At 59.5% G+C, this 25,218-nt stretch carries 24 protein-coding genes, 3 pseudogenes and 1 riboswitch; of the genes and pseudogenes, 20 read left to right on the top strand and 7 right to left on the bottom strand.

Features of this window, described 5'->3' with window-relative positions; translation table 11 throughout:
- Positions 1-82 precede the first annotated feature (82 nt).
- The 4 genes from JOE62_RS04850 to JOE62_RS04835 all read right to left on the bottom strand — a co-directional run bounded on the left by JOE62_RS04850 (position 83) and on the right by JOE62_RS04835 (position 4,451).
- Positions 83-406, bottom strand: coding sequence for a hypothetical protein (locus tag JOE62_RS04850; protein WP_204720786.1), 324 nt, complete (start codon positions 404-406; stop codon positions 83-85).
- A gap of 184 nt (positions 407-590) precedes the next feature.
- Positions 591-1,796, bottom strand: a complete 1,206-nt coding sequence (locus JOE62_RS04845; protein ID WP_204720784.1) for a cystathionine gamma-synthase — start codon at positions 1,794-1,796, stop codon at positions 591-593.
- Positions 1,793-3,100, bottom strand: a complete 1,308-nt coding sequence (locus JOE62_RS04840; protein WP_204720782.1) for an O-acetylhomoserine aminocarboxypropyltransferase/cysteine synthase family protein — start codon at positions 3,098-3,100, stop codon at positions 1,793-1,795. The genes JOE62_RS04845 and JOE62_RS04840 overlap by 4 nt, the downstream gene beginning before the upstream one ends.
- Before the next feature lie 86 nt (positions 3,101-3,186).
- Positions 3,187-3,277: riboswitch (SAM riboswitch) on the bottom strand.
- Positions 3,278-3,509: 232 nt separating this feature from the next.
- Positions 3,510-4,451 (bottom strand): LysR family transcriptional regulator, encoded by a 942-nt coding sequence (locus tag JOE62_RS04835; RefSeq protein WP_204720780.1) that lies wholly within the window; start codon positions 4,449-4,451, stop codon positions 3,510-3,512.
- Positions 4,452-4,573: 122 nt separating this feature from the next.
- Between JOE62_RS04835 and JOE62_RS04830 the strand changes: the two genes are divergently transcribed.
- The 6 genes and pseudogenes from JOE62_RS04830 (at position 4,574) to JOE62_RS04805 (ending at position 11,287) form a co-directional block, all read left to right on the top strand.
- A complete protein-coding gene (locus JOE62_RS04830) occupies positions 4,574-5,566 on the top strand; it encodes a DUF1852 domain-containing protein (RefSeq protein ID WP_204720778.1) in 993 nt (330 codons plus the stop codon).
- Positions 5,567-5,584: 18 nt separating this feature from the next.
- Positions 5,585-6,625: a methionine synthase gene (locus tag JOE62_RS04825; protein ID WP_204720776.1), complete on the top strand. Its 1,041-nt coding sequence runs from the start codon at positions 5,585-5,587 to the stop codon at positions 6,623-6,625.
- Positions 6,606-6,872, top strand: a pseudogene (locus JOE62_RS04820) (flavin reductase family protein); the annotation flags it as partial. The gene JOE62_RS04825 and the pseudogene JOE62_RS04820, both read left to right, overlap by 20 nt.
- Positions 6,873-7,435: 563 nt before the next feature.
- Entirely contained in the window at positions 7,436-8,713 is a 1,278-nt protein-coding gene (locus JOE62_RS04815; protein WP_204720773.1) for an ISL3 family transposase, read from the top strand.
- A 268-nt stretch (positions 8,714-8,981) separates the two neighbouring features.
- Positions 8,982-9,350 carry a Cd(II)/Pb(II)-sensing metalloregulatory transcriptional regulator CmtR gene (cmtR, locus tag JOE62_RS04810; protein ID WP_013350243.1) on the top strand — a complete coding sequence of 123 codons (369 nt, stop codon included), beginning with the start codon at positions 8,982-8,984 and terminating at the stop codon, positions 9,348-9,350.
- On the top strand, positions 9,347-11,287 hold the full coding sequence (locus tag JOE62_RS04805; RefSeq protein WP_204720771.1) for a heavy metal translocating P-type ATPase: 1,941 nt from the start codon (positions 9,347-9,349) through the stop codon (positions 11,285-11,287). Before cmtR ends, JOE62_RS04805 begins: the two co-directional genes overlap by 4 nt.
- Positions 11,288-11,522: 235 nt before the next feature.
- Here the strand turns inward: JOE62_RS04805 and JOE62_RS04800 are convergent, their stop codons facing one another.
- Positions 11,523-11,789 carry a type I restriction endonuclease subunit R, EcoR124 family gene (locus JOE62_RS04800; RefSeq protein WP_047118367.1) on the bottom strand — a complete coding sequence of 89 codons (267 nt, stop codon included), beginning with the start codon at positions 11,787-11,789 and terminating at the stop codon, positions 11,523-11,525.
- Positions 11,790-12,124: 335 nt separating this feature from the next.
- On the opposite strand from JOE62_RS04800, the gene JOE62_RS04795 reads away from it, so the two are divergent.
- The 12 genes and pseudogenes from JOE62_RS04795 to JOE62_RS04750 all read left to right on the top strand — a co-directional run.
- Complete coding sequence (locus JOE62_RS04795) at positions 12,125-12,532, top strand: four-helix bundle copper-binding protein (protein WP_204720769.1); 408 nt, start codon at positions 12,125-12,127, stop codon at positions 12,530-12,532.
- A 278-nt stretch (positions 12,533-12,810) separates the two neighbouring features.
- Positions 12,811-14,883, top strand: a complete 2,073-nt coding sequence (locus JOE62_RS04790; RefSeq protein WP_239543193.1) for a copper-translocating P-type ATPase — start codon at positions 12,811-12,813, stop codon at positions 14,881-14,883.
- A gap of 63 nt (positions 14,884-14,946) precedes the next feature.
- Positions 14,947-15,456 (top strand): DUF6153 family protein, encoded by a 510-nt coding sequence (locus tag JOE62_RS16195; RefSeq protein WP_338085748.1) that lies wholly within the window; start codon positions 14,947-14,949, stop codon positions 15,454-15,456.
- Between the two features lie 121 nt (positions 15,457-15,577).
- Positions 15,578-15,961: a DUF305 domain-containing protein gene (locus JOE62_RS16600; protein ID WP_338085747.1), complete on the top strand. Its 384-nt coding sequence runs from the start codon at positions 15,578-15,580 to the stop codon at positions 15,959-15,961.
- Positions 15,961-16,182 (top strand): DUF305 domain-containing protein, encoded by a 222-nt coding sequence (locus tag JOE62_RS16595; protein WP_338085746.1) that lies wholly within the window; start codon positions 15,961-15,963, stop codon positions 16,180-16,182. Before JOE62_RS16600 ends, JOE62_RS16595 begins: the two co-directional genes overlap by 1 nt.
- 84 nt (positions 16,183-16,266) lie before the next feature.
- Complete coding sequence (locus JOE62_RS04780; protein WP_204720765.1) at positions 16,267-17,142, top strand: F510_1955 family glycosylhydrolase; 876 nt, start codon at positions 16,267-16,269, stop codon at positions 17,140-17,142.
- On the top strand, positions 17,139-17,816 hold the full coding sequence (locus JOE62_RS04775) for a GNAT family N-acetyltransferase (RefSeq protein WP_047118363.1): 678 nt from the start codon (positions 17,139-17,141) through the stop codon (positions 17,814-17,816). The genes JOE62_RS04780 and JOE62_RS04775 overlap by 4 nt, the downstream gene beginning before the upstream one ends.
- A gap of 284 nt (positions 17,817-18,100) precedes the next feature.
- Positions 18,101-19,627, top strand: coding sequence for a multicopper oxidase family protein (locus JOE62_RS04770; protein ID WP_204720763.1), 1,527 nt, complete (start codon positions 18,101-18,103; stop codon positions 19,625-19,627).
- Between the two features lie 33 nt (positions 19,628-19,660).
- Positions 19,661-19,891 carry a DUF4956 domain-containing protein gene (locus tag JOE62_RS04765; RefSeq protein WP_338085745.1) on the top strand — a complete coding sequence of 77 codons (231 nt, stop codon included), beginning with the start codon at positions 19,661-19,663 and terminating at the stop codon, positions 19,889-19,891.
- 4 nt (positions 19,892-19,895) lie between these two features.
- A complete protein-coding gene (locus JOE62_RS04760; protein ID WP_204720762.1) occupies positions 19,896-20,246 on the top strand; it encodes a thioredoxin family protein in 351 nt (116 codons plus the stop codon).
- The gene (locus JOE62_RS04755) at positions 20,246-21,037 is read left to right on the top strand and encodes a cytochrome c biogenesis CcdA family protein (RefSeq protein ID WP_204720760.1); all 792 of its coding nucleotides are present in this window, start codon (positions 20,246-20,248) and stop codon (positions 21,035-21,037) included. The genes JOE62_RS04760 and JOE62_RS04755 overlap by 1 nt, the downstream gene beginning before the upstream one ends.
- Positions 21,038-21,528: 491 nt before the next feature.
- Positions 21,529-21,759, top strand: a pseudogene (locus JOE62_RS04750) (Y-family DNA polymerase); the annotation flags it as partial.
- Positions 21,760-22,195: 436 nt separating this feature from the next.
- Here the strand turns inward: JOE62_RS04750 and JOE62_RS04745 are convergent.
- Positions 22,196-22,546, bottom strand: coding sequence for a hypothetical protein (locus JOE62_RS04745; RefSeq protein ID WP_204720758.1), 351 nt, complete (start codon positions 22,544-22,546; stop codon positions 22,196-22,198).
- A gap of 418 nt (positions 22,547-22,964) precedes the next feature.
- Between JOE62_RS04745 and JOE62_RS16190 the strand changes: the two are divergent.
- Together JOE62_RS16190 and JOE62_RS04730 are read left to right on the top strand one after the other, a co-directional pair.
- Positions 22,965-23,636, top strand: a pseudogene (locus tag JOE62_RS16190) (NAD(P)-dependent oxidoreductase).
- 196 nt (positions 23,637-23,832) lie between these two features.
- On the top strand, positions 23,833-24,063 hold the full coding sequence (locus tag JOE62_RS04730; RefSeq protein WP_204720754.1) for a hypothetical protein: 231 nt from the start codon (positions 23,833-23,835) through the stop codon (positions 24,061-24,063).
- Between the two features lie 517 nt (positions 24,064-24,580).
- Here JOE62_RS04730 and hxlA read toward each other — a convergent pair.
- Entirely contained in the window at positions 24,581-25,204 is a 624-nt protein-coding gene (gene hxlA / locus JOE62_RS04725) for a 3-hexulose-6-phosphate synthase (RefSeq protein WP_204720752.1), read from the bottom strand.
- Positions 25,205-25,218 lie beyond the last annotated feature (14 nt).

Raw genomic sequence — 25,218 nt, 5'->3', positions numbered from 1 at the left:
TTCCAGATTCTGGAATAGCCCGATCAAATATTGGTGCGGGGTTCCGCCGCCTTTGGATTGCGGCGCCAACCCAATTGCTTTGCTAAACCAGACGGTCGCTTGCCGAATAGGCGTTCTGGTTCCTACTGGCGGCACGCTGCGGGGCACCTGCCATCTTGACCAGCCCTGCAATAATAAGCACGTCCAACACCACTAGCATCAGCACGGAACCGTGCGCTGCCAACCACATCATTTCGGAATTCGGAAGCATCTGGCCCGGGTCCACACTGGATTCCGTTTCCATGTGGCCGATTGCGGTGCTGTCGGCAATCTTCCACAGAACAAAGAAGGCCAGCACCGAGATGTTCAAACCAAGCATGGCCACTACGCCCACGATGCCGAATGCTTTCATTGGAATTTGCGACACGTTTGGCTCCCCGGGATGCAGTCTTCATTCTGGACCACCGATCACGGTGACCGGAGATCTTCACTTCCAGAACCCAGTATTCCCTGCCTGACGTACGCCGCAGGTGCGAATCGCTGAGTGACACCGACGTTAAACGCCCGCGCGGGCCTTCCTGTGCGGAAGGCCCGCATGCAGCTACGGCAGGTCAAGCGGTGGCCAGGCTGCGGTGTTGGACGTTGGCTGCCGCGGTAGCCTTCGCGGCTGCGGCCAGCCCGCGTTCCAGATCGGCAATCAGGTCCTCGGGCTCCTCGATGCCCACCGAGAGGCGGACCAGATTGGCAGGGATTTCCAGCGGGGTGCCGATCAGCGACGCGTGGGTCATTTCGCGCGGATAGCAGACCAGTGATTCCACCCCGCCCAGGGACACCGAAAGCTGGAAGTATTCCATGGACTCGGCGAAGGCACGGGCCGCGGCCTCATCGGCCAGCTGCAGCGAGAGGATCCCGCCGAAACCGCGTTGCTGGCGCTTGGCCAGCTCGTGGCCCGGGTGGCTTTCCAGTCCGGGATAGTAGACGCGGGCAACCTCGGCGCGGTCATCGAGCCAGCGGGCCAGGGTGGATGCGGTGGCGCAGTGGCGTTCCATGCGCAGGCCCAGGGTCTTCAGCCCGCGGGCGGCCAGGTAGGAATCCTGCGGACCGGAGACCGCTCCCCCGGCGAACTGCTGGTAGCCGACGGCTTCGGCCAGCGATTGGCCGCGGTGCAGGTGGTCTGCCACGATGACCGCGCCGCCGAGAACGTCGGAGTGTCCCCCAATGTACTTGGTGGTCGAGTGCACCACCGCGTGCGCACCGAAATCCAGCGGCCGCTGCAGGTATGGGGTGGCGAAGGTGTTATCCACCACCAGCAGGGCGCCGTGCTCGGCGGCGATGGCTGCCCAGCCGGCCAGGTCGGCGATGCCCAGCAGCGGGTTGGACGGGGTCTCCACCCAGAGCAGCGCGGTGTTCGGGCGCAGCGCGGCGCGCACCGCATCCAGGTTGGTGATGTCCACTGCCGAGGAGCTGATCCCCCATTTGCCGTGCAGCTTCGAGATCAGCCGGTTGGTGCCGCCGTAGCCGTCGGCGCCCAGCACGATGTGGTCGCCCGGTTCCAGCACTGCGCGCAGCAGCGCGTCTTCGGCGGCGATGCCCGAGGCGAAGGAGAACCCGGCGGCCCCGCCTTCCAGCGCGGCGAGCTGGGATTCGAAGCCGTTGCGGGTCGGGTTGGAGCCGCGCGAGTACTCGTGCCCAGCGCGCAGCACGTTGATGCCGTCCTGGATGAAGGTGCTGGTCTGGTAGATCGGCGGGATCACCGCACCGGTGTGCGGGTCCTTGTGCTGGCCGGCGTGCACGGCCAGGGTGTTGAAGCCGCTCATGCGAAGCTCACTTCCTTGGTGTCGGCGGTGGTCGCGGCCAGCGCGAGATCCAGCGATCGGGTGATATCCACCAGCAGGTCGGCCGGGTCTTCCAGTCCCACCGACAGGCGCAGGGTGGAGGCGTTCAGCCCGGCGGCTGCCAGCTGCGCTTCGGAGAGCCGGCAGTGCGTCATGGTGGCCGGGTGGGCCACCATGGTGCGGGTATCTCCCACATTCGCGGCCAGGCTGATCAGCTTAAGCCCGTCGATGACCGGGGAAACCAGGGATGGGTGGGCCAGCTCGATGGCCAGCACGCAGCCGGTGCCCTTCGGCGCCAGCGCCCGGGCCAGCTCGTGGCTGGGGTGCTCGGGCAGCGCAGGGTGGTGGATGGCGGCAATGCCCGGATACTCGGCAAGCGCGTCGATCAGCCTGGTGACGCTGCGCTGCACGTGGGCGGCGCGCACCGGCAGGGTCTCGATTCCGGCGAGGATGCCTTGGGCGCTGGCCGGTGCGAGGGTCGGGCCCAGATCGTGCAGGAACTTGGAACGAACCAGCATCGCGTAGGCCGCCGGCCCGTGGCGTTCAAGCAGCGAAGTGCCATTCAGCCGCTCGCGCGGGGCGGCAATCTGCGGCCAGCGGGAGGAATCGGAGAAGTCGAAGGTTCCCGAATCCACCACTATCCCGCCGAGCACCGAGCCGTGCCCGGCCAGTCCCTTGGTGGCCGAGTGCACCACGATGTCCGCTCCGAGTTCCAGCGGGCGCACGTTCAGCGGGGTGGCCAGGGTGTTGTCCACCACCACCGGGATGTTGCGCTCGTGCGCGATGGCCGCAATGGCCGGGATATCGGCCACGGTGCACAGCGGATTGGAAACGGATTCGAAGAAGAACGCCCGGGTGTCCGACTCGATGGCAGCTTCCCAGGCGGCAGGATCAGCCTGGTCGACAAAGCTGACGCGGATCCCGAAGTCGGCGAAGGTGTCGATGAACAGGTCCACGGTGCCGCCGTAGAGCGAGGAGGAAGCCACAATGTGCTTAGGTCCCTGGGCCAGGGCCAGCAGGGACAGGGCCACGGCAGCCTGCCCGGTGGCGGTGGCCACCGCGTGGGCCCCGCCTTCCAGGGCAGCGACGCGCTGCTCGAGGATGGACACGGTCGGGTTACCGGTGCGCGAGTAGGTGAAGCCGGCCTGGCGCAGCGCGAACTTCTCGATCGCTTCGGCATGCGACTGGAATTGGTAGGCTGCGGAATTGTGCAGTGGCGGCAGCATCGGGCGGAAGTCTCCGCTCGGGCGGTATCCTGCGTGGACCGCGTCGGTTCCTTGGCTCATAGCTCCTCCTCGATTCTCTGCGAGGGAGTGCACCGATTGGCATCGTGCGGCGGCACGAAGCACAGCGCGAAAACGCGTTCGGAACTGCTCCATCGTTCCTGGCATTAGCACCTTTCGGTTTCCCGATGGTTGCTGCGACGTCAACGAGCCAGATCTCTTAGTCGCTCTTGATGGTTTGTTGTTCTTCCATGGTTGGCCATGGGCTGCGAGGGGTGCAAGCGCTATCGGGCGGCCGGCTTCATACAAGGCCGCCAAGCTTCATATGTCGTGCACTTGTCATGATGACGCGGTGGCTGGCGCCACTTTATGACGCACCAAAATGAGAAAAACCCCGAGACTTTCAAGGTTTTTCTGGAAGTTTATGACGATGGAGCGGCACTCGATGACCGAGAGTTACGCTGTTGGCGGCTCAGCCGAGCACTTCCACCCCGAAGCTGGCCACCACTGCGCGGACTTCTTGCAGGTAGCGCTGAGCCTGGTCGGTGAGCGGGATCGCGGCGTGATCGATCCAGCCGATCTCGATGCGCTCATCGATGTCCAGCGGGATGGCAACGATGGATGGATCCAGCTCGTCGCTGATGATGCCGGTGGAGATCGTGTACCCGCCCAGGCCGATCATCAGGTTGAAGATGGTCGCACGGTCCGAGACTTGGATTTCCCGCTGGCTGGAGCGTGTGGAGAGCACTTCCTCGGCGAAGTAGAACGAGTTGTTCGCGCCTTGATCGAAGGTCAGCCGAGGCAGGTTTTCGAGGTCTTCGAGGGTGACCTGGTCACGGGTGGCCAGCGGGTTGCTGCGCGATACGAAGATGTGCGGGTCGGCGAGGAACAGCGGGTGGAACACCAGGCGGGATTCGCGCAGCAGCTTGTCGATGACTTTCCGGTTGAAGTCGTTGCGGTAGAGGATCCCGATATCGCTGCGCAGGGTTCGCACGTCCTCGATAATTTCCTCGGTGCGCGTCTCGCGGAGCGAAAACTGGTACTCCTCGGCCCCGCTGGCCTGGACCATCCGGACAAAGGCATCCACCGCAAAGGAGTAGTGCTGGGTGGAGACGCCCAGCAGCCGCCGCGCGGCGGGGCGGCCGAGGTAGCGGTGCTCAAGAAGCTCCACCTGCTCGAGCACCTGCCGGGCGTAGCCGAGGAATTCTGCGCCTTCAGCAGTGAGCGTCACTCCCCTGGCCGAGCGCATCAGCAAGGTGCGTCCCACCCGGGATTCGAGTTCCTTCATCGCCGCCGACATGCTGGGCTGCGCGACGTAGATGAGGTCGGCGGCAGCCGAGATCGACCCCTCGGAGGCGACCGCCACAAAGTAGCGCAGCTGCTGGAGCGTCAATCCATTCGAAACCTGAACCATAGTTTGAGTCTATATGAATCCATAGTTATATCGAGTTACCTGATATCAAGAATCACCCTGCATGATTGACGCAACGACTTCCCCTCGGCCTGTCCAGGCCTCCCAAATACAGATTGGCCATCATGGCAGACGCATTAAATTTCAGCATTAGCACCACAAGATTCGACGAGAATTACTCCCCTTCTGCGAATTCTCGAACCACGACAAACTTCGCCAATTTGGCGCGCGGAGAGCGTCGCGAAGAGAACCTTCGCAATGCCCTGACGATGATCAACCGCCGTTTCAATTCCCTGGCTCACTGGGACAATCCCCAAGGTGACCGCTATACACTGGAATTGGAAATCATTTCCGCAAATGTACATTTTTCTGCCAATAATACCGATCAGGAATTTCCTCTTTTAGAAGTGCTTGAAACCACGATCGTGGATAAACTCACGGGTACCCGGTCCCAGGGCATGGTCGGCAATAATTTTTCTTCCTATGTCCGCGATTACGACTTCAGCGTGGTGCTCCCAGCATCGTGTAATGACAGCGGAGCCCCGGTGCTTCCGGAGGATTTTGGCGATCTCCATGGGCAGCTCTTCCAGCATTTCTTGAACTCACAGGCGTACCGTGAGCGTTTTGCCCAGCTGCCGGTGGTCTGCATCAGCGTCTCGACTTCCAAGACCTATTTCCGCACCGGCAACAGCCATCCAGTGCTTGGTTTGGAATACCAGCAGGATGAAAATTCCTTGACCGACGCGTACTTCGGAAAAATGGGTTTGAGCGTGCGCTACTTCATGCCACCAGGCGCTGTTGCCCCGCTGGCTTTCTACTTCCGCGGCGACCTGCTCAACGATTACACGAATCTGCAGTTGATCAGCCTGATCAGCACCATGGAGACGTTCCAGAAGATCTACCGCCCGGAGATCTACAACGCCAATTCGGCGGCACCGGCTGTGTACCACCCGAGCCTTGGCGCCGAAGATTTCTCCCCCACTCGCGTCTTTTATGACCGCGAAGAACGAACTCAGTTGGGCAAGATCCAAGGCAAGTTCACCGAAGAGCATTTCATCATCCCGAATCGCCAACTGCTCGATCAGTGGTCCGCTTCCTGCCCGGCACCCGTCGCCTAAGATTCCGAAAGATAACTCATGACTTCCCCGCTTATCCCCACGTCGATTGTCGGTAGCCTGCCCAAGCCTTCATGGCTTGCCGAACCTGAAAAGCTTTGGTCCCCTTGGAAGCTTGAAGGCGAGCAATTGCGCGAAGGCAAGCATGACGCCATGCGCGCTGCGGTCCTCGAACAGGCCCAGCGCGGCATCGACATCATTGCCGATGGCGAGCAGTCGCGCCAGCATTTTGTCACCACGTTCATTGAGCACCTGAGCGGTGTTGATTTTGAAAAGCGTGAGACGGTGCGCATCCGCAACCGTTACGACGCGAGCGTGCCTACCGTCGTCGGTGCCGTTGAACGTGAAAAGCCGGTATTCGTTCAGGACGCAAAGTTCCTGCGTTCCTGCACCGACAAGCAGATCAAGTGGACGTTACCTGGCCCGATGACCATGGTGGACACCTTGTACGATGCTCACTACCGCAGCCGGGAAAAGCTGGCGTGGGAATTCGCGACCATCCTGAACCAGGAAGCCCGCGAGCTCGAGGCCGCCGGAGTGGATATCATCCAGTTCGACGAGCCTGCCTTCAACGTCTTTTTTGATGAGGTGGCCGACTGGGGCATCGCTTCCCTGGAGCGCGCCTGCGAGGGGCTCAAAGCCGAGACCGTGGTCCACATCTGCTTTGGCTACGGCATCAAGGCGAATAATGACTGGAAAGCGACTCTCGGTGCCCAGTGGCGCCACTACGAGAAGTCCTTCCCGCTGTTGCAGGCTTCCTCCATCGATACCGTTTCGCTGGAATCCCACCACTCGAATGTCCCGCTGGAGGTCGTCGAAATGGTGCGCGGCAAGCGAGTGATGCTTGGAGCCATCGACGTGGCCAATGACGCTGTGGAAACTCCCGAGGAAGTGGCGCAGACCCTGCGCAAAGCTCTCGAATATGTCGATGCGGACAAGCTGATTGCCAGCACCAACTGCGGCATGGCCCCGTTCCGCCGCGATGTGGCCTTGGCCAAGCTCAGTGCGCTCAGCGCAGGGGCTGGCATCCTGCGCGAGGAGCTTGTTGGTGCCCGCGTCTGAAGTGACAGAATCGGCGACACCATCGTTGCCCGCGGATGACTTCAAAGCGATCTTCCGCGGGCACCCCGGTGGCGTCAGCCTGATAACCGCCGATGCCGGCGACGGACCGGTTGCTCTCACGGCAACGTCCGTGGCCTCGATCAGCGTTGATCCGCCATTGCTCGTCTTCTCAATTTCTGCGCTGTCCTCGGCGACCAAAGTGCTGACCGGCGCAACATCTCTTATAGTTCACAGCTTGGATGCGCATTAGCCCGGTGGTTTCATGGCAGGCGCGTCATTAACAGTCATTAAAACGAAGAAGTGATCCGGACTTGGGATAATAGGAGTGTCGAGCTTCTATTCCACCGAAATCAAGGATGACCTTTTCAGGCTCTTCACAATTCAGAGTGTAAACCGGGCCTGAACCACCGGCCTCCAACATCGACCGTGTCAAGCCCCGGGTTTGGTAGAGGCTCCTTTTCTTGTTTTTCCTACGCGGCTTCCGCGAGCGTGCCAGGCCTTCCCATCCACTGTTGATGAACATCCGCCGGCGACCTGTACCCGAGTGCCGAATGCAGGCGCTGGGAGTTGTACCAGCCAACCTGGTTGGGTCCCCGAAAAGTAGTCCAGTGACTATGTGAGTACTCGTGTCCGACAATGGACACAGGAGGAATCACGGAAACAATGGCACGCAGACACACACCAGACCAGGTCATCGCTAAAGTGGCTCTTCGATTTTTAGCGTGGTGACCCCAAAATAAGTAAGGCTCGCAGTCCTCTGCGAAGATGGATGTCGACTAAAACAAATTCATCTGCAAGGAACTACGAGCCGTGTTCAAGGATACCGGTGGAATCGATGCTGCGTCGATTCTGTTGAACCTCACCGACTACCGCGTCATCGCCGCGACCCACGAATCTTCCGGGCGACAAGTACTTGTCGAACCCATAGCGACCGAAGCTGCCTGCCCTTCCTGCGGGGTGCTGACCACCAGGATCCAGGCCAGGCCGGTACACCGGGTCAAAGACCTGCCAGCCGGCGGTCACGACCTGCAAGTCCTGGTCCGCAAGCGGCGCATGGCCTGCCAAGAGCAGGCTTGCGAACGGCGGTCCTTCGTGGAAACCACCGAGCAGCTGCCGTTCCGGGCCAGGATCACCGCCAGGCTCTCCCAGCAACTGGTGGACGAGATGCGTTGCGAGCTGCGCGCGGTCTCCCGGGTCGCTGCCGCGCACTCCGTTTCATGGCCAACGGTCATGGCCCGGCTGAACATCGTCGGTGAGCTGGTCGGGAACGTGGACCGGATGTTCATCCGGCGCCTGGGCATCGACGAGCACCGTTTCCGCAAGGTCCGCTCCGCGCGCGGCCGGACTGGGAAAGTGGTGCGGATCGAGCCGTGGTCCATCGTGTTCACCGACCTGGATACGGGGAAGATCCTGGATATCGTGGATGGCAGCCGCGGTGCGGCGGTGAAGAGATGGTTGAAGGCCCGGCCAAGGTATTGGCGTCAGCGGGTGCAGGTCGTGGCGATCGACAAGTCTTCAGAGTTCCGCAAGGCGGTGCGGGACACCTTGCCCAAGGCGAAGATCAGCGTGGATCATTTCCATGTGATTGCCCGGGCGAACCTGATGATCACCCAAGTGCGCCGGCGCCGCTCGCACGAGGTGCACGAGCGTCGAGGCAGGAGCACAGAACCGGCTTACAAGTACCGCAAATTATTGACCTGCAATCTGGAGAACCTGTCGATCAAGCAAGTGGAACGCCTCAAATTGATCCTTGAAACGGATCCCGAACTTGGAGTGATCTATGGGATCAAGGAACACGTGAGGGACCTGCTGCGCGCCACGGATGTTCACGAGTTCCAGGCGAGGTGGGCGGTGCTGGAGAAGTCGGTAAAAGCAACGAAAATGGTGGAGGCGAAATCACTGTTCAGGACGTTGAGCGCGTGGCGCAGGGAGCTACTGGTGTTCGTGCGCACCCGGCTGACGAACGCCCGGAGCGAGGCAGCGAATCTAACGGCGAAGAACCTGAAACGCATTGGCCGGGGTTATCGGAATCATAGTCATTACCGGGTTCGAATATTGTTGTATACGGCGGGGCTACGGCCCTGCTGAGCATCCTGCGCCACGCTTAACTTTTAAGAGCCGTCAAAGAGGCACCGAGAACTCCTGGAGTCTCCGGAGAAGAAAGAGTTCGAGCATGTCCCGAAAACGCTAGTTCGCTCTTTTGGTCCTCCACGGTATCGGCCCCTAGTTTCGGGAATCCGTTGGCAGCACCATCGCGCCATTCGATCACTCAGCTCGGATGGCACGAGGGTTCATCCCGAAAACGACCGATTTTGGGCGGTGCCACTAGTACATCAAGTGCTGTATAGTACATCGTATGATGAACATTGAATCACGGATCGATGCGATGAACCGGCTTGGCCGCGCCATGGCCGACCCCACCCGGTCACGCATCCTCCTGTCCTTGCTGCACGAACCCGGATACCCAGCGGAACTTGCCCAGGCCCTAGGACTGAGCCGCGCCAACGTTTCCAACCATTTGACCTGCCTGCGCGGCTGCGGAATTGTCGTGGCGAAAATGGAAGGCCGCAAAACCCGGTACGAAATCACCGATCCTCACCTCACCACCGCCCTGAGCGCCCTGGTTGACGTGACGTTGGCCGTCGATGATCAAGTACCTTGCCTGGACTCTTCCTGCCCTGACTGCGCCACCAGCGCCGATCGAGAACACGAGGAGCAAGCATGAGTTCCGCCTGCGGTTGCGATTCACCGGAACCCACCGAAGAATTCGAAGAGGAACTGCCCTGGTGGCGGGATTGGCACGTGCTCGTCCCCATAGCCTCAGGCGTTTTCTTCCTCGCTGGGCTCGTCCTTGAATGGAGCACCCACGGCGAAAGCGCAGCCATCGTGGCCTTGGTGCTGTTTTGGATCGGCCTGCTGCTGGGCGCTTTTACCTTTGTGCCCGGCGCCCTGCGAAACCTGTTCACGAAACGGAAACTCGGCATTGGGCTGCTGATGACCATCAGCGCCACCGGTGCGGTCATCCTCGGATATATCGAAGAAGCCGCAGCCCTGGCATTCCTGTATTCCATTGCCGAAGCCCTGGAAGACAAAGCCATGGACAGGGCACGCTCGGGCCTGCGCTCTTTGTTGAAGCTCGTCCCGGAAACGGCCACCGTCATCCGTGACGACGCACCGGTCGTGGTCAGTGCAGCAGAGATCAAGATTGGCGATGCCCTGCGCGTGAAGCCTGGTGAACGCTTGGCAACCGATGGCGTGGTCAGCCAAGGATCAAGCAGCTTGGACACCTCCGCTATCACGGGGGAATCAATTCCCGTGGAAGTAACCGTAGGCGACCAGGTTGCTGCTGGTTCCATCAATTCATCCGGCGCGCTAGTAGTCACTGCAACGGCAAACGGCACGGACAACTCCCTGACCACGTTGGTGAGCCTGGTCGAGCAAGCCCAGTCGGAACGTGGCGAACGGGCACGGCTCGCTGACCGCATTGCCCGCCCGCTGGTTCCCGGTGTCATCGTCCTGGCCGTACTGGTTGCTGTGCTTGGAGCGATCTTCGGCGATCCCGAAACCTGGATCACCCGCGCACTGATCGTGCTGGTCGCAGCCTCGCCTTGCGCGATGGCCATCGCCGTTCCTGTCTCCGTTGTTTCCGCCATCGGAGCTGCCAGCAAGTTCGGTGTCATCATCAAAAGCGGAGCAGCCTTCGAACGGCTTGGTTCCCTGCGCCGCATCGCGGTAGATAAAACTGGAACACTCACACGCAATCAGCCAGTGGTCACGCAAGTCGAGACCGTTGATGATGCGACTCGCGAAGAGGTGCTCGCCGTTGCTGCCGCCCTGGAACAGCACAGCACCCACCCTCTAGCTACGGCCATCACCGCAGCAGTACCCGCGATCCCGGAGGCAGCGGCGGTTAAAGAAGAGCCAGGACACGGCATTACCGGCGTCCTGGATGGTGTTCAGGTCGGGGTCGGCAGTCCTCGATGGATTGCCCCAGGATCGCTTGCTTCCGCTGTTGAATCCATGGAGGCCTCCGGGCAAACCTGCGTCATGGTCACCCGTGCAGAGCAGGTCATTGGCGTGATCGGCGTGCGCGATGAACTACGCCCTGAAGCGGCCGAGGCAATTCGAGACCTGCATAACCAGGGAATCGACGTGGTGATGCTCACCGGCGATAACTCCCGTACTGCCCACGCGCTGGCTTCAATCGCCGGTATAGACACCGTTCATGCCGAACTGCGACCTGAAGACAAGGCCCGTGAAATCGCTTCGTCGGTGCAGCAGGTTCCTACAGGGATGATCGGTGACGGGATCAACGATGCCCCTGCCTTGGCTAGCGCTACCGTGGGGATTGCGATGGGCGCTACCGGTGCCGATGCCGCCATAGAATCAGCCGACGTAGCCTTCACCGGCCATGACTTGAGACTGATCCCGCAAGCCTTGTCCCATGCCCGACGGGGCCGAGCGATCATGAATCAGAACATCGTTCTGTCAATGGCGATCATCGTTGTCCTGCTGCCCTTGGCTATTACCGGAGTGCTTGGATTAGCCGCGGTAGTGCTGGTTCACGAGGTCGCAGAAGTCATCGTGATTGCCAACGGCCTTCGTGCTGCCCGTATCCACCGCAAGCAGCTCACCCAGCAGCCGGGCAACGTCCTGCATTAGCGCTGGTTTCGTTGCCGTTGAAGGCGGGGCACTATTTCCACCGGGAAATTAGCGCCCCGCCTTCAACCATCTAAAACCAAAGTGGGTGGTGCTGTGCGGTGCGCCATTTTTAACGGTGATAAACCGCCAATTGAAACTAACAGTCATACGCCGGGGATTCCTGGTTCTTGGTTGTCTGGTCAAAAACGACCGATTATGGGACGGTCAGTGCGCCACCGTCCGACCTCAGCCATCCCTATCTTTTCGAGACCAACCCAAAGAACCTCTCAAAGAACTCCCCAAGCTTCTGCACCACCCGCCGTTTCTTCTCCCCATGGTTCTTCTCCTTTGAAAAACGAGACACCGGAGGCAAGACCTTGGTGATCGCTGTTCCCGAGGCCCGAATGCTTCCCTCACGGAACGCAGCATCGATGAACTGGGCTGTTTCTTCCGGCTTCAAATTCTCCGCAGCGATGATCTCGCCCAGTTCCTTCTCCCGCTGGGCTTCCAAGTATGCAGTCACCGGACCCTAGACCTGAGAAGCTATATAGTTGCAAATTTCTTCTTCCTCGGCACCAAGATTTACGGTTCTTGGCGGTGCTTAAGCTGACCGGTGGTACTGCTCGTGGACTCGATCCATAACCTTTCCGATACCCCGGCAGCAGACATACTCACTCTTGGAAACGATGCTGCATTAACGGTAAGGAAACGGCTATGCGCCATCGCTGAAATTTGTGTATCCGACGCTCATGCGGGGTCGTGTTTGTTGCGCTACTGTACAAGTTGCTTAAAGGCTTCAGTTCACGATCTCAAAGTGGTAGCGTCCGCGGTATCCATCGAGACTAAGGAGCAAAATCAATGAGTCACATCATCTCCATGCTGAAAACCCACCCCAACAAACCCAATGACCCGGTCCTTCAGAAGCTTGAGGACTGTATCGCCGCCTGTTTCGAATGCGCCCAGAGCTGTACCGCGTGTGCCGACGCGTGCTTGGCCGAAGACATGGTCGCCGAGTTGCGTCTCTGCATCCGGACCAATCTCGACTGCGCCGATATCTGCAACGCCACCGTCAACGTGCTGACTCGCCAAACCGGCCAGAACCCATCGGCAGTCAAGGCAATGCTTGAAGCCTGCCGGACAGCCTGCCAGCAGTGTGCCACCGAATGCGAGAAGCATGCTGGCATGCACGAGCATTGCCAGGTCTGCGCTGAAGCTTGCCGCCGGTGCGAAAAAGCTTGTGCCCTGCTGTTGGCGGCCATCGGCTAAGCGTCTGTTGTTGGGCACGAGTGGACAGATGAGGCTTGCCAGAAAACTCGAGTTATACCCCCTTAGGGTATATTCTGAACCTACGCAGGACTTAACGGGCGGTTGCCCCCCAGTGTTAGGGCCGGCGTATTCAGACGAGAATTCGAGGCCGCCCTCGGGGGTCCAGGAGGGAAGCCATCATGAACCACGCACCGGAGAACCGGGAACACGGCCACTCAGTCTCCCCTGGGCACGGGGGTCGCACTCTCGCATCCAAAGACAGTCACACGGGACACCCGATGTCTGAACAGCCGACTCATGGCCAGGCGATGCCGGCTGGCCATGCGCATTCGGCAGTTGACGATGAACACGCCGTCCACAGCCACGGCGAGCACGCAGGACACAGTACCGCGATGTTCAAGAATAAGTTCTGGCTGAGCCTGGCACTCTCAATCCCGGTGGTAATTTTCAGCCCGATGTTCGCCCACCTCTTCGGCTATCAGATCCCGGACTTCCCCGGCGCCGCCTGGATCGCTCCGGTGCTCGGATCGGTGATCTTCTTCTACGGAGGACTGCCCTTCCTGAAGGGCGGCTGGAAAGAACTGCGCAGCAAGCAGCCTGGAATGATGCTGCTGATCACGCTGGCAATCACTATCGCCTTTCTCTCCTCGTGGATCACCACGCTAGGCATCGGCAACTTCAACCTCGACTTCTGGTGGGAACTGGCCCTGCTGGTAGTGATCATGCTTCTGGGCCACTGGATCGAGATGCGCGCCCTAGGCTCGGCGCGCGGCGCACTAGATGCTCTGGCAGAACTGCTACCTGATGAAGCCGAACGCGTCACCGCAGAGGGCACGGACACAGTACGAATCAGCGATCTATCCGTCGGCGATATCGTACTGGTCCGCTCCGGTAGCCGGCTGCCTGCTGACGGGGAAATCACCGAAGGTCAAGCGGAACTGGACGAATCGATGATCACCGGCGAATCCAAGACCGTACCGCGAGGTCCCGGAGACAGCGTAGTGGCCGGCACTGTGGCCACGGACAGCTCCCTGCGCATCAAGGTGGCAGCCGTCGGGTCAGATACCGCTCTAGCCGGAATCCAGCGTCTGGTCTCTGAGGCCCAGGCTTCCTCCTCGAAAGCCCAAGCGCTAGCGGACCGTGCAGCGGCTTTTCTGTTCTACTTCGCTCTGGGCGCCGGCATCATCACCTTCCTCACCTGGGTGCTCCTGGGCAGTCCCAACGAGGCGGTTATCCGCACCGTCACCGTTCTGGTCATCGCCTGCCCGCACGCACTGGGCCTTGCCATTCCACTGGTCATCGCGATCTCCACCGAACGGGCGGCACGGGCTGGAGTGCTGATCAAGAACCGCATGGCCTTGGAACGGATGCGCACCATCGATGTGGTCCTCTTCGACAAAACCGGCACTCTAACTCTGGGCCAGCCTGGTCTGACCGGCATTGCCACAGCCCCTGGTCTCAGCGATAACGACTTGCTGGCACTGGCGGCCGCAGTTGAGGCGGACAGCGAACATCCCTCGGCCCGGGCTATCGTCGCAGCGGCCCGGGCCCGAGACATCCGGATTCCGACTGCAACCGAATTTACCTCGCTGACCGGGCGTGGCGTGACCGCCAACGTCGATGGAGCCGACATCATGATCGGCGGACCGAACTTGCTTGACTCCCAAGCCCTGACGATCCCGCGAGAACTGCAGGAGCAGACTCAGCCTTGGGTCGAGCGAGGCGCCTCCGTACTCCACGTGGTTCGTGCTGGGCAAGTGATTGGTGCCCTGAGTTTGGAAGATGAGATCCGCGCCGATTCCCGCCAGGCCGTTGCCGCGTTGCAGTCCCGGGGCCTCAAAGTCGCGATGATCACCGGTGATGCGCAGCAGGTCGCCGAAGCAGTGGCTGGAAAGCTGGGCATCGACGAGGTCTTCGCCCAAGTTCTGCCCCAGGACAAGGATAAGAAGGTTGCCGAGCTGCAGGCCCGCGGCCTGAAAGTGGCCATGGTCGGGGACGGGGTCAACGACTCCCCAGCACTGGCTCGGGCCGAGGTTGGCATTGCCATCGGTGCCGGCACCGATGTGGCAATAGAATCGGCGGGGGTTGTCTTGGCCGGCAACGACCCGCGGGCGGTGATGTCTATGCTGGAACTATCCAGAGCCAGCTACCGCAAGATGATCCAGAACCTGGCGTGGGCCACCGGCTATAACGTGATTGCGGTCCCGCTGGCTGCCGGAGCACTGGCGTTTGCTGGGGTGTCGATCTCTCCGGCCATCGCAGCGATCCTGATGTCCCTGTCCACCATCGTTGTCGCGCTCAACGCCCAATTGCTGCGACGCATCAATCTCGATCCAGACACCATACATTAATCACACTAGACCAGTTTCAAGCGCTTTCTTTTGCCGGGCACAGGATGCACCAGTACCCTTGAGATGAAAACCTTCACTCTGGTGGAAAGGCAGGATGCGATGAATCAGGTTATGACGCCTCGTCGTTTCCTGTCTCTGCTTGTCCCTACGCCGGGCAATCCTGCTGGCCGCCGCCCAGTTATTCTTATGCTGGGTTTGGCCGGAATCATCCTCGGAATCTTGGGGATGCATGTCTTAGGAGCGTCCCACCAAGCGCCAGATACTGCTGGTCTGAGCGCGGCCTCTACGCACCAAGCAGTCTCCCACGATCACGGTCCAGCCGTAATGGCCACAGATGGGACGGTCGGTGGCGAGGCAGATAGTACCTGCTACGGGCCATGCAATGGCGAGCATCATCTCATGGCTGCCATGTGCGTACTCATAGTCATTGTCCTGGCCGTCTTGTGGTTTCTTCCTAAGCGTTGGTTCATTATTCCTGGCAAGGGGCTGCGCGCCCCGCCAGTCATGCCTGCACCGGCAAACCGGTTGCCGTGGACTCCCTCACTCATCGAACTCTCTATCAGTCGCACATAAAAACGCCGGCCGCTTTCCCCATACCGGGGAGAGCTCCGGCTATTCGTGCTCACCCCTGTGTGCCGTCTTGGCCGGGTATTGATGGATACCCCGTTTGAGAACACTTTGAAGGAATACCCACATGAAACGCCTGACTTCCATTTCGGCAACCGCTCTTGCAGCAGCGCTCGTCCTGTCCGGATGCTCCACGGACGCTGGCACCACCGAGCCTGAAAGCTCTATGTCCGGCATGGATCATGGCAGCATGCCGCCGTCGGCCTCCGATGCTGCAGCCGACCACAATAGTGCCGATGCCATGTTCGCGCAGATGATGACGCCTCATCACGAACAGGCTGTCCAGATGAGCGACATCATGCTGGCCAAGAAAAACCTGGATCCCCGGGTTACCGAGCTTGCCCAGGACATCAAAGCCGCCCAGGGGCCGGAAATCAAGAAAATGAACGACTGGCTCCAGACCTGGGGCGAGCCTATGAAGATGTCCGGAAGCCATGAGATGGACGGATGATGACCCCGGAGGACCTTTCCAACCTCGAAGCCGCCCAGGGCACCGAAGCTTCGCGGTTGTTCCTGACCCAAATGATCGCCCACCATGAGGGGGCCATCACTATGGCTGAGGACGAAGTCGCCAACGGATCGAATCCTGCAGCCGTCGAGCTGGCTAAGGATGTTGTCTCCAGCCAGGGAACCGAAATTCAGGCCATGAAGACCCTGCTAGCCGACCTCTAAAGACTCCACGTTGCCGCTGGTGCCTAGGGTGCCGACTCCCCTGACCCATCTGACCAGCACTTCTGATTGATTCAAGGAACCACCATGCTTACACAGAACTCACTTTTGCGCGCTCAAAAACGCGCAGTCTTGTCCGTCGCCGCGCTCTCTATGGCCCTACTCACGGGCTGCACGCAGTCAATCAGCGAAGGACCCGCTGCGCAAGAAGCTGCCAGCGTCGCAGTCTTCAGCCACGTCCACGGCATGAGCGTTGACCCGGATTCCGGGCGCATCCTTTTGGCCACCCATGAGGGACTCTTCGATGCCACAGCTGACGAACCGCAGAGAATCGGGCCCACCATTGACCTGATGGGATTCGCCACCGCCGGAAAAGACGAGTATTACGCTTCCGGGCACCCGTCGACTGAGACCGGTCTGCCCGACCCGGCGGGTTTGATCCGATCAACTGATGGCGGGTCCACGTGGGAACCGCTCTCTCTTCAAGGCAAATCCGATTTCCACGCCTTGGCCGTCACCGGCGAGAGCGTCATCGGTTTTGACGGCACACTGCGGGTGACCGATGACACGGTCACATGGAACACCATAGATGCCGGCATCCAGCCCTATCATCTCGCCGGAAGCCCGCTGTCCCAAGTCGTGCTGGCCACCACCGAACAAGGAGTACACCGTTCTGAAGATGGCGGGAAAACCTGGACCTTACCCCAAGACGCTCCGGTCCTGCTGCTGACCGCTGTTGCCAGCAAATCGGTCGCCGTCGGAGTGGAACCGGATGGTGCGGTGCAGCTCAGCCGCGATGCCGGACGCACTTGGCAAGAGACTGGTGGAGTCGTCACCGGGCAACCGGCTGCCATTGCCGCCACCGGCGACGATGGCGGACAGGTGCGGATCTGGGTGGCCACCAGTACGGGTATCTCACACTCCACGGACGACGGAGCGACTTTCACCGAGAAAACCCCATGAGCCGAATAACCTCAAAGAATCCCGGCACCGGCTCACCTGTCGTCATCAGAGATGCCACAGAACAAGACCTGAGCAGGATGGCCTCGGACATGATCCGCTACCTTCCAGATGGATTATTCCCCCACTTAGGAAACCACTTCGTACGTCGTTGGATGAAAACGTTCCTCACCGAACGATTCGGGATTGCCCTTGTCGCCGTGAGTGACGATGAACAGCCAATAGGCTTCCTAATTGGCTCGACCAACCAAGTCCGCCACATCGCTGACGTACTTGCCAACCAGAAGTGGGGACTTCTCCTCTCGGGTCTCGCGGCGCTCTCCATCCGGCCACGTGTACTTCTTCATTTTCTGGGCACCCGCGCACGTCCCTATGCCCGTCGTCTGCTAGGACGCACCGCTAGCCCGGTATCCAGCGACAGAGTGATACCGTCGCCTGCTGTCATTACATCACTTGTGGTGTTGCCAGATCGGCGTGGTGAAGGAATAGGCGTTTTTCTGATGGACGCATTCCTTAAACGTGCAACAGCGGACCATGCCAGGTTGGCCGAGCTCGCCACCGCGGCCGGTGCCAACGGGGCAGGTAAATTCTATGAGAAGCACGGTTGGACATGCGTCGAGCAGCGATTCTCCAAGGATGGAATGGCAACCAGTATCTACCACCGCTATCTTCAGTAACCGGAAATGTAGGCTTCGGCCGGATCAACGACCCGCCGAACGTCGGTCACGATCTCTAATCACCGCAGGTTAGCTCTTAGGCACCGTGTTCCTCCAAGCTCAGAGAGCTAGGCGTCGAAATACCAGACGGCGGCCAGCGGCATTGCAGACACGGCGGACCGCCAAAGCGGCATGAGGCTGCGTAAAAACCGTAATCCGTTGGATCGACTGCGCGCCACGAGCTGGCCGCCATCCTCTATTTTCCTATGCTCCCCCAAGACTCACACTTCATAAAGGACTGCTTCATGACTTACCAATTCAACCGACGTTCCTTCCTTGGACTGTCCATTGCCACGACCGCAGCTGCTGCCCTAAGCGCCTGCGCACCCAAGGCCCAGAACTCCACCGGGGTGTCCCGAGTCCTGCCCACCGACCCGCTCATCGCAGAAGTCGAAAACTTGCGCCCCAGTACCGGAAAGACGGTCACGAAAACGCTGAAGGCAGAGTCGATAAGCACGGCAATGGCCGGAGAGAAGATCACTACATGGGGATACGACAAGAAGCTGGTCGCCCCCACACTACGTGGCATGGTCGGTGACCAGCTCAACCTGAACCTCACCAATGAGCTTCCTGAATCCACCAGCATCCACTGGCACGGTCTTGCCTTACGCAACAACGCCGACGGCGTGCCTGGACTCACACAGGAGGCAGTGGAGACTGGGACCAGTTATTCCTATGACTTCAAGCTGGCACATCCCGGCACGTATTGGTATCACTCCCACGTCGAGATGCAGCGCGAACGCGCCCTCTATGGCGCTCTGATCATTGATGATCCGCAAGAACCATTGCAGTACGACAAGGAGTGGGTGATCGTCTTGGATGACTGGCTTGATGGTGTCACCGGAACGCCTGATGAAGCGATGAAGGAGCTCGCTAAGGGGATGGCACCGATGAGTGGAATGAGCCACGGTAGCGAAGACGGCGGCATGGTGATGGGCCATATGCTCATGGGTGCAACCAGCGATTTTTTGGGCGGAGATGCCGGTGACGTGGCCTATCCGTTGCATTTGTTCAACGGCACCACCATCGAAAACCCCGAGGTTTTTATGGCACAACCCGGGGATCGAGTTCGATTGCGTATTGTCAACGCCGCGGGCGACACTGCCTACCGGGTCGGAGTTCCGAAACAGAAACTTATCGTGACCCATACCGATGGATTCCCGGTCGTTCACGCTGAGGTTGACGCCGTCGTCTTGGGCATGGGAGAGCGCATCGACGCGCTTTTGACGATCCAAGATGGTTTCACACCGTTGTTGGCCTTGGCCGAAGGGAAAGCCCAAATGGCCTACGGTCTCATTGCAACCGGGACAGGTACGGCCCCAAGAAAGGGTGATCTCCCGACGGCCTTGACCGGAGAGATCGTTGACGGTGGACAGCTCACCGCCGACCCTTCCGTGAATCTTGCGGTCAAGACGCCGGACCAAGTCCACGAGCTGCGGTTGACCGGCGGAATGGAGAACTACGACTGGGGCATCAACGGCCATCGTTTCGACATGGCCAAGCCATTTGAGCATACCTTTGATCTGAAAGAAGGACAGCGCGTGGAAGTGAAATTCATCAACGACACCGACATGTGGCACCCGATGCACATCCACGGCCATACCTTCCAAATCGGGCAGTCCGGGGCACGAAAGGACACCGTGATTGTCCGTCCACGGGAAACTGTCACCGTCCAATTTGATGCCGATAACCCGGGCCAATGGCTCACACATTGCCACAATGCTTATCATGCGGAACGCGGCATGATGGGAGTATTCTCCTACGTCAAGTAGCTCACGAAACCATGGGCATGTGCATAAATCCTCGTGCTGGCCTACATCGCCTTGAGCATGGGCATCTTCGCCGTCACCTTGCTGCTCTCGGGCAGCGGTGCGGGCATGGGGCTGGGTCTCGGCCTCTTCGGCATCCTCTCGATCATCCGCCTTCGGTCCGACACCTTGACCCAGGAAGAAGTGGCCTACTACTTCAGTTCTACAACCATGTATAAACCGGCGCCGATCTCACAAACCGTCTCTGCAAACCTCTCAGGAGTCTGACAACATGAAAACCCTCAGCGAGTCCCAAGCACAGCGCTTGGGACGGCGTACCTGCTTGCGCGCCGGCATGCTTGCTGCCTTAGTTAAAGTGAAGGCCGAATTTATCGGCATCAATATCCGTGACGAGAAAGAAGCCGCACAAGCCTTCGAGCGCATTTTCGGGATCTCATACCCATCGGTGCAAGACTCCCAAGGTGAAATCCGGCTGGCTATGACCCAATATGTCCCATTGCAGGCAGTGCCCACCACGCTGGTGCTCGACAAACAGGGACGGGTCGCGTCACGTGTCCTTGGAGCGGCCGAAAAGGCCACGCTTAAGGCCCTGATAGATACCTCCCTTCAGGAGTCGCTGTGATGAATTTGCCGCTCGCCACCACCTTGGCAATTTCGGTCCAGAGCAACCCTTTTGCTGAGGTTATCCAAGATGGATCCTTGCTGCTTGCGGTTCCCGTGGCGGTCCTTGCCGGCCTCGTCTCGTTTCTGTCGCCGTGCGTTCTTCCTTTGGTTCCGGGTTATCTTGGCTACGTGACTGGGCTATCTGGTGCTGATCTCGTCGAGCAGAAACGTGGCCGCATGGTCGCGGGTATTGCTCTGTTCATCCTCGGATTCACTGCCGTCTTCGTGCTCGCCGGAGTGGTCTTTTCTCAAATCGCCGCATGGATGCGGTTCGAAGGTGCCTGGGTCACTCAGCTTCTCGGTGTGCTGGTGATTTTCATGGGCATTGTGTTCATGGGTGGATTTTCTTTCATGCAACGCGACGTGAAGATGCACCGCAAACCACCGGCTGGCTTGTGGGGTGCCCCGGTATTGGGTGTGACCTTCGGGCTTGGTTGGGCACCTTGTATCGGACCCACACTTGCCGCAGTGTTGGCAATGAGTACCGGCCTTGACCCCAACCCTGCGAAGGGCGCCTTACTGACATTCTTCTATTGCATGGGGCTGGGGCTGCCATTCCTTTTCATCGCAGTGGGGTTGCGACGCGGAATGGGTGCCATGAAGTTCCTGCGTCGGCACCAGCTATCGATCATGCGCGCGGGCGGCGGCATCTTGATTCTTCTTGGAATTCTGATGGCCACCGGCCTGTGGGGCTCCTGGGTGACGCAATTGCAGGACTGGTTCGCCAATGAGATCAGGTTGCCCATCTAATGGCACAAAAGATGTAATGGCCACAGCTACTGCCTGGACAGGCATGTGGCACTCGCTCTGAACACAGCCCACCAGCGTGTATACCGACACTCTGCTGCTGAACCGTCGCTGTAGCTAGGCATAGTTCTTCTCCGGCACTTGGTAAACCCAGAATCGGCGACAAAGTATTGGTTACTAATCTTTTCCGATGAGGCCAGAGCCGTCCAGATATGGCCGAGTCGCTGTGATGGTTACCCGAAGATGCTGCGGTGAAGCACAGCCGGTCACCCTCGGATTCCTCCATGGATTCACCGAATCTCAAGCAAGAAATAACAACCACCTTATGGGTAGGCACCTCGCGAAGTGTTCGAGGTGGCTACCCATTTATTTATCCAAACTGTCAAACCTATGTTCTATATTTTAAGAAACCAATTCGCTTAGATAGATCATGGGTTCAATAAAGGTGTCATTGGGTCAACTCTTCTTAGCGAATATCAACGAAAGTGATACCGATGGTTACCAACATAGACTCCTCCGACCGTAAGCCGCGGCGCGAATACATCGCCCATGTGGATGTGAACAGCTTCTATGTCTCATGCGAACGGGTTTTTGACCCGAAGCTCGATGCCCGCCCGGTGATCGTGCTATCCAATAACGACGGCTGCGCGGTCGCACGTAGCAGCGAAGCCAAAGCCCTGGGCGTTGAGATGGGTGCGCCGTGGTTCAAGCTCGCGGCCGACGCCGGCCGCCGCGTACACAGTTCGTCCAGGAACTAGTCGCGCAAGGCAGGATGCGCCCTCGTGGGCAAGCGGAAATCGATAAGGCCAAAGCCGATGGACGGTGGGACCGCGCCTACCAAGGGCAGGCCACAGCCCTAGTGCCCGAAGACCTACAGCGCGCTCTAAACGCGAACCCGACTGTCAATGCCGCTTTCTAATCGCTGAAGTCCCAGCCGCCCTATCACATTCTGCACCAGCTGATGATCGCCAAGACTGATAAGACCCTGTCGGCAAGACTGGAGAAATTCGTTCGGCAGCTGTCCGCAATATCAGGCTAAGGTGAACAAGCCAGATTCTCCCTAGATCTTTTCTGTAACCAAGGGCGCGAATGGCTATACACGACGAAAAAGACGTAAGAAACTCATCACAACCATTTCGCCTGCAAAGATCAAGATCCAGTTCACTGGGAAGCGACGAACGGTTGCCCTGGCCAGAGGGCTGCTGCCGATCCCGTGGGCCCCAACGTCGCAAGCCAGCAGCCTCTAATCAGAGATTCGCCAGCCTGCCACATACCCCTGAGGTGCTCTCGGAGACGGTAGAGCGCGGTGGGCTGTTGCAAATCGATTGCAGGCATTTCTTCTTCTCTGCTGTTTTGCAGTACTTCGAAAGCGTCCCACTTCCTGTTCAGCGCCTCGGTGATCATGCGACCGCTGACCAGTACCGCGCCGGAAATCGCCAATAGCGCGCCGACCAGCGGGCCGAAGAATAACGCGACGAGGCCAAAGACAAACACTGTCCAGCCAAGCCCCATCAGTATGGTTGTTCCAATGATCCCTTTGTGAATTATAGGTTAAGTCTATTAGTTATTTGATCTGCAATCTGGAATAACTGATGCTTAGTAACGAGTCAGTCACCAGATTCTCCATCCCTGTCAGCCAACGGTCACAATTGTCATAGAACCCGAAAGGACATTCTTCTCATGGCATTACGTGTATTGCTCCCCCTGGCAGGATCTCGTCGACCGGCTGCAGCTTCCGGGAATCGAACCGATCCTCTGGCACATCGATGATGACCCCAGTGACGCCCCGCCGGCCGACGTGCTAGTTACCGAACGTCCGAGCAATCCTGAGCTGCGTTCAAGGGTCTCCCGCATCAAGGGGACTGAAGCATGTCCATCTGCTCTCCATCGGATACGATTGGGTTCTGGAGCATCTTCCTGAACAAGTGTCATTGGCCAATTCCAAGGGCGCCGTGGAGGATGCCACCGCCGAACACTGCCTCGCCCTGGTCTTGGCATCCTTGCGCCAGCTACGCAAGTTGGCCAGCAGCAGCGCGAGCGGCAGTGGACCAGGACGTGGACTAGCCCGTTGCAGGGGTCCAAGGTAGTGCTTCTCGGGGCCGGTGGAGTCGGCAGCGAAATCCGCTCGCGGCTACTGCCCTTCAAGCCTGCCGAGCTAAATTCTTTTGCCCGTACAGAACGAGTCCATGAGCATGACTTCACCATTCATTCTCTCGATCGGCTCGGGGCTGTTCTTCCCACTGCCGATGTGGTGACTGTTGCCCTGCCGCATACCCGGGATACCGAGCAGCTCATCGACGCCGAATTCCTCTCGTCAATGAAGGACCGCTCGCTGCTGGTCAATGTGGGACGCGGGCCCATAGTCGACACCGAGGCCCTGCTACCGGAGCTGTAAGCCGGCAGACTGCATGCTGCCTTGGATGTCACCGATCCCGAGCCGTTGCCGGCAAACCATCCGCTGTGGAGCTCGCCGAATTGCATCATCACCCCGCACATGGCCGGAGACACTGGACAGTTCATCTCGCTGGTCTCCGAACTGGCAATAAACCAGGTCATCGCCTTTGCGCACGGTGAAGAACTTGCCAGCCAAGTCATGAATTGACATAGTGTCAAGTCCCGGGGTTAGCAGAGGCTCCTTAGCTTGTTTTCCTGCGCGGCTCCCACAACCGTGCCATTCTGTTCGTCCCACTGTTGATGGACCTCGGCCCAGCTTCCAATGTGGTGGACGTTTCAATGGGTTGTATGCGCAATGAGATCGGCGCCGAACGCATTAATTCCATCCGCGGGGCGGGATACAGATGGAAATGACCGAGGTCTACGACCGCACCAAACCGGCGAGCGCCCCGGCACCGCCGAAGCCGGGAAGGCAGTGCCAGCGGCGGATGGGCTGGATCATTCCAGCGGTTTCGGCCTTCACACCCGTCGTACCCGGAACCGCGGGAGCACTGACCGTTGGCATTTTCGCCATCGCGATCTGGGCGTGGACGTCCATGAAGCTTGCCGACACCTATGTGGCCCTGTGCGCCTGACTTGCCCTGGTGACTGTCGACGCTTTGGACACCTAGCAGCCGTGCCATGGTCGGCGCCAAAATCCGAAAACAAGTTTGGGTTGTCAATGGCCTACCGAGGGAGCGCTTTCTCTGCGTCAATCTGAGTCAGGTTTTTGAAACGTTCAATAATTTCTGAACATGATCCGGATATTCAATCCCACAAGTACTGAAGGAAACCGCGACTGGCCTCTGGGAACGAGCCCGCGGTTTCTTCGCTAGGGCGGACATTGCCATTACCGCAGTGTGCGCCCAGGTGCCGGGTTCAGACGCGAAGCAATGCCGCACCAAACCGTACCGGCCAAGGCCCCTGGGAAAGTCGAACAGTTCAGACGGACGCCGGCGCAAGTATAGGCCTATGCCACCCTCACGGCAGCAATGAAGCCAGGGCCGCAGCCTGCAGCGCCTGGCCTCACCACTATGAGCATCGTCGACCCCGCACTAGGATCAGTGCTCTTTCTCCGTCAGATCGGGATCACGCCCCCACGGGGAACCGCGTCTAGACCAGCGCGGCCTGCAGTTCCTTGGCTGCCTGTGCCGGGTCGGCTGCGGAGTAGATGGCACCGCCGGCCACGGCTACCTGCGCGCCGGACTTCTGGACGTTGGCGATCGTGCTGATGCTGACGCCGCCAGCCACCGAGAACGGCACCTGGGATGCCATGCCAGCGCTCAGCAGCACGTCCAGGTCGTAGCCCGGCTGCGCCTGCTCGTCCAGGCCAGCATGGAATTCGACGAACTGGACGCCCAGCGCAGCAACTTCGCGGGCCCGGGCTGGCTTGTCAGCGATGCCGATCAGATCCACAACGATGCCCTTGCCGCGCTCGGTGGCGGCCTTGACCGCGCCGGCGATCGTGGAATTATCGGCGGCCCCGAGGATGGAGACCAGATCCGCGCCAGCGGCGAAAGCGATATCCGCTTCCAGTTCCCCGGCGTCCATGGTCTTCATATCCGCGAAGACGGTCTTGTCCGGGTGGGCCTGCTTGATGGCGGTGATCACCGACAGCCCTTCGGCCTTGATCAGCGGGGTGCCCAGCTCGATGATGTCCACATACGGGGCGACTTTTCCAGCCAGCTCCAGCGCTTCGGCAGTGCTGAGCAGATCGATGGCAACTTGGATTTTCATGATGGTCCCTTTCA

This window comes from Glutamicibacter nicotianae (assembly GCF_016907615.1).
GTDB lineage: Bacteria > Actinomycetota > Actinomycetes > Actinomycetales > Micrococcaceae > Glutamicibacter > Glutamicibacter nicotianae.
Note: the sequence above shows the minus strand (reverse complement) of the source record. Positions and strands in the feature narration are given on the sequence as shown.

Excerpts from the sequence above, each read along its gene's own strand:
- cmtR (WP_013350243.1), top strand. The coding sequence starts at position 8,982 with ATGATGAACATTGAATCACGGATCGATGCGATGAACCGGCTTGGCCGC.
- JOE62_RS04790 (WP_239543193.1), top strand. The coding sequence starts at position 12,811 with ATGTCTGAACAGCCGACTCATGGCCAGGCGATGCCGGCTGGCCATGCG.
- JOE62_RS16195 (WP_338085748.1), top strand. The coding sequence starts at position 14,947 with ATGAAAACCTTCACTCTGGTGGAAAGGCAGGATGCGATGAATCAGGTT.
- JOE62_RS04845 (WP_204720784.1), bottom strand. The coding sequence starts at position 1,796 with ATGAGCGGCTTCAACACCCTGGCCGTGCACGCCGGCCAGCACAAGGAC.
- JOE62_RS04730 (WP_204720754.1), top strand. The coding sequence starts at position 23,833 with ATGGAAATGACCGAGGTCTACGACCGCACCAAACCGGCGAGCGCCCCG.
- JOE62_RS04795 (WP_204720769.1), top strand. The coding sequence starts at position 12,125 with ATGAGTCACATCATCTCCATGCTGAAAACCCACCCCAACAAACCCAAT.
- JOE62_RS04840 (WP_204720782.1), bottom strand. The coding sequence starts at position 3,100 with ATGAGCCAAGGAACCGACGCGGTCCACGCAGGATACCGCCCGAGCGGA.
- JOE62_RS04775 (WP_047118363.1), top strand. The coding sequence starts at position 17,139 with ATGAGCCGAATAACCTCAAAGAATCCCGGCACCGGCTCACCTGTCGTC.
- JOE62_RS04780 (WP_204720765.1), top strand. The coding sequence starts at position 16,267 with ATGCTTACACAGAACTCACTTTTGCGCGCTCAAAAACGCGCAGTCTTG.
- JOE62_RS04770 (WP_204720763.1), top strand. The coding sequence starts at position 18,101 with ATGACTTACCAATTCAACCGACGTTCCTTCCTTGGACTGTCCATTGCC.
- JOE62_RS04745 (WP_204720758.1), bottom strand. The coding sequence starts at position 22,546 with ATGGGGCTTGGCTGGACAGTGTTTGTCTTTGGCCTCGTCGCGTTATTC.
- JOE62_RS16600 (WP_338085747.1), top strand. The coding sequence starts at position 15,578 with ATGAAACGCCTGACTTCCATTTCGGCAACCGCTCTTGCAGCAGCGCTC.
- JOE62_RS04805 (WP_204720771.1), top strand. The coding sequence starts at position 9,347 with ATGAGTTCCGCCTGCGGTTGCGATTCACCGGAACCCACCGAAGAATTC.
- hxlA (WP_204720752.1), bottom strand. The coding sequence starts at position 25,204 with ATGAAAATCCAAGTTGCCATCGATCTGCTCAGCACTGCCGAAGCGCTG.
- JOE62_RS16595 (WP_338085746.1), top strand. The coding sequence starts at position 15,961 with ATGACCCCGGAGGACCTTTCCAACCTCGAAGCCGCCCAGGGCACCGAA.
- JOE62_RS04760 (WP_204720762.1), top strand. The coding sequence starts at position 19,896 with ATGAAAACCCTCAGCGAGTCCCAAGCACAGCGCTTGGGACGGCGTACC.
- JOE62_RS04830 (WP_204720778.1), top strand. The coding sequence starts at position 4,574 with ATGGCAGACGCATTAAATTTCAGCATTAGCACCACAAGATTCGACGAG.
- JOE62_RS04755 (WP_204720760.1), top strand. The coding sequence starts at position 20,246 with ATGAATTTGCCGCTCGCCACCACCTTGGCAATTTCGGTCCAGAGCAAC.
- JOE62_RS04825 (WP_204720776.1), top strand. The coding sequence starts at position 5,585 with ATGACTTCCCCGCTTATCCCCACGTCGATTGTCGGTAGCCTGCCCAAG.
- JOE62_RS04835 (WP_204720780.1), bottom strand. The coding sequence starts at position 4,451 with ATGGTTCAGGTTTCGAATGGATTGACGCTCCAGCAGCTGCGCTACTTT.